The sequence below is a fragment of the Rhodoglobus aureus genome, assembly GCF_039527955.1.
Classification (GTDB): Bacteria; Actinomycetota; Actinomycetes; order Actinomycetales; family Microbacteriaceae; genus Rhodoglobus; species Rhodoglobus aureus.
In genome coordinates, this window is the sequence record NZ_BAAAKW010000005.1 from 86,487 (window position 1) to 93,128 (window position 6,642).

The following is a 6,642-nucleotide window of genomic DNA, read 5'->3' on the forward strand; positions in this document are numbered from 1 at the left end:
GAAACGTGGTGGCGTCTAGACCGCCCAAAGTGATGATGCTTCCCAATCATCAGGCACGCCCACATGGCTGATCGGCAGCGCCTTCAGCACTGGGTAGGTCTTCAGAACTGAGGGGAGCAACCGCGATCTTCTGATTCCTTGCGATTCTCGCATGTGCTGAATAAGCGTGAGTTGCCCGAACGTTCTGTTCATGCTGAGGCCTGCATTGTCGAGGTCAGGGAATCGTCCGAGTGCAGGCAGCTTCGGAGTCTTCGTATAGACGCGATTGAAAAGTCGCCCATGATGCGCGCAAGCATTGCGCACAATCTCGAGCGCTTTCATCCACGACTCAAACTGGGGAGCGCTGAGTCCAAAAACGTCGGCGACACGATCTTGCACCGATCGCGGCGAGAACCCAAACAGATACCTCAGCGATCCCCCAGTCCAAGATCTCGACTGCAACCCAAATGGGAAGAGTCCCTCCGTATCGGTTTTCATGATGCGAAACGAAGTCTTCGTGGGACCTGACCAGCTCGCGCTCGTACTTGCGCAACCAGAAGTTGTAATCGTTTCCGCGTGAAGCCCTCACGTTGAGGAGCTCCGGTTTCAGATGAGCGCACTCGTCGACCTCCCCCAAAGCATGACCAAGAGCAGCCCGCACACCGAGCTCGACTGGAGCGAGAGCGTCAAAGGTTGTCGTTCGCAATCGCGCGTCGAAATCGTAAAGCTTCATGACATCCTCAAGGCTTGTGCCTACAAAGAACGTATCTTGTCGAGCACCGTTGCCCAGTTGTCGGAAGGAATACCAATATCCGCTGAGGCGGTAATAGTTGACGCGCTGCAGGTGCTGGATCGCCTCAGTGCGCGATCCCACATTCATGCCTCGGGAAATAAGAAGATCAAGTTGCGCATCATAAGACTTGAAAATCTTCACACTGGCTGGCAACAGAACCCTCGCCCAGAAAAATGAAGACCGGCCCTGGACCTGCAAAAGCAGGCGGAACCGGTCATGTTGTATCCAGAATAGTCAGTCATTGCGCTTCACACAATATGATCTAACAACTTTTGCTGCAGCGACTCTCCCCAGCCCTGCTCTCAAGCGCACCCTCGGTCCGTTCACCCACGCTGTGCAGAAATCCGGCATACGCTGAAGTCATGCTCACGCCACCAGAAGCCGCGAAGGTTCCCACCGAACGCATCCACCACGGCGATCACTACGTCGACAATTACGAGTGGATGCGCGACAAAGAGAGTCCCGATACCCTCGCGCACCTCCATGCCGAGAATGCGTACACGTCGGCACGCACGAGCCACCTCAGCGTGCTGCAGGAGCAGATCTTTGAAGAGATCAAAGCCCGCACTCAAGAGACCGATCTGAGCGTTCCAGTACGCCGCGGCCAATGGTGGTATTTCAACCGCACCGAAGAAGGCAAGCAGTACTCGATTCACTGCCGTGCGCCAATCACGGATGCTGACGATTGGACTCCGCCGACGATTGCTGCACCCGAGGTTGAGTCTGCAGCAGGCACAACCGCAGGCGATGACGCGGCGGCCGGCGACAACGCAACCGCGCCTGCCATCACCCTCCCCGGCGAGCAGATCCTCCTCGACGACAACGTCGAAGCCGAGGGCCACGACTTCTACAGCCTCGGCAGTTTCTCCCTCAGCGACGATGGAACCCTCCTGCTCTATGGCGTGGATGTCGAGGGCGACGAGCGCTACACGCTGCGCGTTCGTCAGCTGGGCGACTCCCCTGCCTCGACCACGGGCACCGCAGCCGCCGAGGCAGCAACCGACGAAACAGTCACCCGCTTCAGTTCCGCCGACGACCTTCCCGATGAGATCCCCGGCACCGCTTCAGGTGCGCTGCTGGATGTCTCTGGCCACTACGCCTTCTATACGACGGTCGATGACGCGTGGCGGCCCGATACCGTCTGGCGTTACGAACTGGGCACGGAGGCGGCATCCGCGGTCCAGGTTTTTCACGAACCAGACGAAAGTTTCTGGGTGGGCGTTGGTCGTTCGCGCAGTGGCAAGTATTTGGCCATCGAGGCCGGTTCACGCCTGACGAGTGAGACGCGCCTGCTCGACACGAGCACCCCAACCGGTGACTTCGAAGTTGTGTGGCCGCGCGAGGTTGGCGTCGAGTACGACGTTGAGCACGTGGTCGTCGGCACTCAAGATCGACTGCTGATCGTGCACAACAAAGACGCTATCAACTTTGAGCTCGTGAGTGTCGCCGCTGATGATGCTCTCGGCGAGCGCCGCGTAATTCTGCCCCACAACCAAGCCGTGCGGCTTGAGGGCGTGGATGCGTTCCGGGACTTTGTGGCCATCGAGTACCGCCGCGAAGGACTTACCCGGGTGGCCGTCGCGATCGTTCCGAAGCATGGCGGGCGTTATGAAGACACTCCACACGAGCTGAAGTTCGACGACGAACTTTTCACCGTGGGCCTCAGCTCCAACCCTGAATGGAACCAGCCGAGCATCCGCCTCAGCTATGGAAGCTTCGTTACCCCCACCATCGTTTACGACTACGTGGTGGATGACAACGAACTGCTGCTGCGCAAACAGCAGCCGGTGCTTGGCCGCTTCGACCCCGCGCTGTACACCCAGCGTCGGGAGTGGGCCACCGCCTCCGATGGCACTCGCGTGCCGATCTCGCTCGTGTACCGCAACGACCTCGTGACGCCCGGCACCCCCGCGCCGACCGTGCTCTATGGATATGGCTCCTACGAGATCAGCATCGACCCCGGCTTCGCAGTCGGCCGGTTGAGTCTGCTCGACCGCGGCATGGTCTTCGCTGTTGCCCACGTTCGCGGTGGTGGCGAGCTCGGTCGCACCTGGTACGAGGGCGGCAAAAAGCTTCACAAGCGCAACACCTTCACCGATTTCGTGGCGTGCGCTCACCACCTCATCGACATCGAAACGACGTCGAGTGATCGACTCGTTGCTGAAGGCGGGAGCGCTGGCGGCCTGCTGATGGGTGCCGTCGCGAACCTTGCCCCTCAACTGTTCTCGGGCATCCTTGCGGTCGTCCCGTTCGTTGACCCGCTTACGTCAATTCTCGACCCCTCGCTGCCGCTGACCGTGATCGAGTGGGATGAGTGGGGCGATCCCCTCCACAACGAGGAGGTCTACTACTACATGAAGTCGTACTCACCGCTCGAGAATGTGCACGATACGCACTACCCGCCGATCCTTGCCGTCACTTCACTCAACGACACCCGGGTGCTCTACGTCGAGCCAGCCAAGTGGGTTGCTCGACTACGCGAGGTAGGGGCGGATGCTCTGCTCAAGACTGAGATGGCAGCCGGCCACGGCGGCGTCTCCGGTCGCTACGATGCGTGGCGCGAACGGGCCTTCAACTATGCGTGGATGATCGACGCGAGCCGCACCTCAGCACGCTAGCGCTACTCGGTCCACCACTCGTCATACATCGACACCGGCACGGTACGCTTGTGGCGGCTGTTGAGGTACTTGGTCTCGATTTCGACGGCGACGTCGGCGGGCACGTCGCGGCCCTCGAGATAGCCGTCGATGTGCTCATACGTCACGCCGAGGTTGGCCTCGTCGGCCTGGCCCGGCGTGTGATCGAGTAGGTCAGCGGTCGGCACCTTCTCATAGAGACGCTCCGGGGCGTTGAGATGCTTGAGCAGCTGCTTGCCTTGGCGCTTCGTGAGCGCCGTCAGAGGCAACAGGTCAGCGCCGCCGTCTCCGAACTTAGTGAAGAAGCCTGTGACTGCTTCGGCCGCATGGTCGGTTCCGACCACAAGACAGCCGAGCTGCCCCGCAATCGCGTACTGCGCCACCATGCGCTCCCGAGCTTTCACGTTCCCCTTGTTGAAATCTGTGATCGGCTCGCCAAGAGCATCCGCAAATTCGGAAGTGATGCCATCAACCGCACGCTGGATGTTGAAGGTCACCTCCCGGTCGGCCTCAATAAAGTCGAGCGCCAATTGCGCATCATCCTCGTCGTGCTGCACTCCGTGTGGAAGTCGGACCGCCACAAACTGAGCTTCAGCACCCTCAGCACGCAGTTCGGTGACAGCCAACTGGCAGAGCCGCCCGGCGAGCGAGGAGTCCTGCCCACCGCTGATGCCCAACACGAGTCCCTTAGCGTGCGACGCCTTCAGGTACTCCTTGAGAAAGTCGATGCGCATGCGAACCTGCTCTGCAGCGTCGATCGTGGGCTGGGTGTTCAAGTCGTAGATGATGCGCGCTTGCAACGGTGTCATGGCTTAAATCTAACCCCCACATCCGGCATTAGGATTATTCACTTTGGCTTTACCGCGCGCACTCGGCGGGTTAGCCTAAAAATGCAACAGCCGCGAAACAAAGGGAGCCTTACGATGTTTGACCAACTGCTTCGGCCCAAGGTTGCGTTTCTTGTCGGCATCGGACTGCTCCTCGTGGGGTTCCTCTTCGAAGTTGTCGTTTATCCTGCCGCCATCTACGCCGCACAGTCGATCGGCTATCCGCTCGCATCAGACTTCGCCCAAGGGCTTGTGCAAATCGTCAGCACTATCTCGTGGATCATTCGTTTCGTCGGTCCCGCGCTCATCGCTGCGTCGCTCGTGCTGCTCAAGCTCGACCGCCTGTCGGCCGCGGGAACATTTCGCCCCACACAAACCGGCGCTACACACGACGAAGCTGGCGACTAGGCAGACCCCCTACTCGCCAGCGGTCTGCAGTCGGAGTGCGGGCTCTAGCCGAGCTCCTGTGCGGATCTCCCAGGGCAGCCCCGTTGGATCGAGGAACACCGCAGTGCGGCGACCCCACGGTCGGTCAATGGGGCCGTTGACAAGTTCGACGCCGCTTTTCGTAAGCGCAGCGCCGCCGACACCTCATCTCCATAGACGATGGATGCCGCGAAGACCGCGGTATAGAACTTACGCGAGGCCGCCACATCATCCGAAAAGACGGTGATTGCTTCGACATTGTTGAGATCATCAATCATGGCAATAGCATGCACCCGCGCGACAGCTCCCGGCAACCCTTCCGTGCAGCCATTTTGGGGTTCTCGAAACGAGGATCAGCACTAACTAGCGTGAGCTCAAAGCGGGGCTCGACGGGGGAAACAGACTAGATAGCACGAGAGTGGAACTCAGAACAAGACCCGTGGGCCGTCTATGACGGCGATGCTCCGAACGACGACGCCGAGGAGTCTCGCTTGCGTGAGCTAATCGACGACGCTACTCCCCCGGTGCCACTAATTCCGCACTCCCCACAATGGTTGTGGGGAACGCTCGGCGCGCTGTATGCATTCTCGTTCTCGAACCCGCTTGCGAACGCCATGATACGCAACGGCTCCGCCTGGCCGCAGGCGACGTGAATGACGTCGAAGACTGCGAGCAGAGCGAGGATGGCGGTGGTGACGACCATCCATTCGACTGTACAAGGGCACGACATGCACGGGGTCGCCCACACGCTTTGGTCAAGCAACAAAAAATCCCCCTCCAAAAAGGAGAGGGATTTAGATGCGATGTTGAGAACATCTTTTCGTTGCGGGGACAGTGTTCTGGTGCAGGACATAGGAATAGGGTGTCGCACGACATCGGAATACCCTGTCGCAGGTCATAGGCATACGCTCAGGCTGAGGCATGAGCAAACAGCGCCTCGTGATCACCGCCGTTCTTGCCGGTCAATCCCAGTCCGAAGTCGCCCGCCGCTACGGCGTTTCACAAGGGTGGATCTCGAAACTGATGACCCGCTGGCGCCTCGAGGGAGAGGCGGCATTCGAGCCGCGATCCCGCCGCCCTCAGACCAGCCCCACTGCAACACCAGCGGCAGTGATCGAGCTCGTGATCGCCCTGCGACAACGGCTCGACAACGCTGGTTTGGATGCCGGTGCTGACACCATCGGCTGGCACCTTTTTCACACCCACCAGATCACCCTGAACCGTGCCACCATCCACCGCATCCTGACNGTCAGATTTCACCCACTACCGCCTCAGCACCCCTTATGGGCAACCTGGCGCAGATACCGAGATCATCACCTGGCTCGATGACCACTCCCGCTACGCACTACACCTCTCAGCACACGCCCGCATCACTGCCGTGATCGTGCTGCGGAGCTTCACCCAGACCGCTCATCGGCACGGTTATCCGGCGTCAACGCTGACCGATAACGGAATGGTTTACACCGTGCGCCTCGCCGGCGGCAAGAACAGTGGCGGCCGCACGAGCCTAGAAACCGAACTCTTCCGCCTCGGGATCACGCAAAAGAATGGTTCACTCCATCACCCGCAAACTCAGGGCAAAGTCGAACGCTTCCAACAAACACTCAAGAAATGGCTTCGAGCGCAACCGTGCCAACCCACCACGATCACCGAGTTGCAACTGCTGCTGGACGAGTTCGCAGACGAATACAACCAGCGTCGCCCACACCGCTCGCTAGAGCACCGAGCAACACCATTCACGGCCTACACAACCAGCATCAAAGCCACACCCAGCAGCACCCCACGCGACGATACCCACAACCGAGTCCGCCACGACCGCATCGACAAATCTGGCACCGTCAGCCTTCGCGTTGCCGGCCACCTGCGTCACATCGGCATCGGCCGAACCCACGCCGGAACCCACGTCACACTGCTCATCCAAGAACTCGACGTCACCGTCATCAACGCCGCCACCGGAGAGATCCTGCGGGAGCTCACAATC

General features: G+C 60.0%; 7 protein-coding genes and 1 pseudogene. 3 read left to right on the plus strand and 5 right to left on the minus strand.

The genetic code is table 11. The annotated features are described in order from the left end of the window. Positions 1-15: 15 nt before the first annotated feature. Together ABD112_RS01235 and ABD112_RS01240 are read right to left on the minus strand one after the other, a co-directional pair. The gene (locus ABD112_RS01235; RefSeq protein WP_343922452.1) at positions 16-378 is read right to left on the minus strand and encodes an Abi family protein; all 363 of its coding nucleotides are present in this window, start codon (positions 376-378) and stop codon (positions 16-18) included. After that, a complete protein-coding gene (locus tag ABD112_RS01240) occupies positions 329-859 on the minus strand; it encodes an Abi family protein (RefSeq protein ID WP_343922471.1) in 531 nt (176 codons plus the stop codon). The genes ABD112_RS01235 and ABD112_RS01240 overlap by 50 nt, the downstream gene beginning before the upstream one ends. 275 nt (positions 860-1,134) lie before the next feature. Here ABD112_RS01240 and ABD112_RS01245 point away from each other — a divergent pair, with 275 nt between their 5' ends. Beyond that, positions 1,135-3,390 carry a S9 family peptidase gene (locus ABD112_RS01245; RefSeq protein WP_343922454.1) on the plus strand — a complete coding sequence of 752 codons (2,256 nt, stop codon included), beginning with the start codon at positions 1,135-1,137 and terminating at the stop codon, positions 3,388-3,390. Positions 3,391-3,392: 2 nt separating this feature from the next. Here the strand turns inward: ABD112_RS01245 and nadE are convergent, their stop codons facing one another. Continuing rightward, on the minus strand, positions 3,393-4,217 hold the full coding sequence (nadE, locus tag ABD112_RS01250; RefSeq protein ID WP_343922456.1) for an ammonia-dependent NAD(+) synthetase: 825 nt from the start codon (positions 4,215-4,217) through the stop codon (positions 3,393-3,395). 114 nt (positions 4,218-4,331) lie between these two features. Between nadE and ABD112_RS01255 the strand changes: the two genes are divergently transcribed. Further along, positions 4,332-4,643, plus strand: coding sequence for a hypothetical protein (locus tag ABD112_RS01255; RefSeq protein WP_343922458.1), 312 nt, complete (start codon positions 4,332-4,334; stop codon positions 4,641-4,643). Between the two features lie 9 nt (positions 4,644-4,652). On the opposite strand, the gene ABD112_RS14545 is transcribed toward ABD112_RS01255, so the two are convergent. Both ABD112_RS14545 and ABD112_RS01265 read right to left on the minus strand, forming a co-directional pair. Continuing rightward, a complete protein-coding gene (locus tag ABD112_RS14545; RefSeq protein ID WP_425563785.1) occupies positions 4,653-4,772 on the minus strand; it encodes a hypothetical protein in 120 nt (39 codons plus the stop codon). A 337-nt stretch (positions 4,773-5,109) separates the two neighbouring features. Beyond that, the gene (locus ABD112_RS01265; RefSeq protein WP_343922461.1) at positions 5,110-5,364 is read right to left on the minus strand and encodes a hypothetical protein; all 255 of its coding nucleotides are present in this window, start codon (positions 5,362-5,364) and stop codon (positions 5,110-5,112) included. A 218-nt stretch (positions 5,365-5,582) separates the two neighbouring features. Between ABD112_RS01265 and ABD112_RS14550 the strand changes: the two are divergent. Next, a pseudogene (locus ABD112_RS14550) lies at positions 5,583-6,642 on the plus strand (integrase core domain-containing protein); the annotation flags it as partial.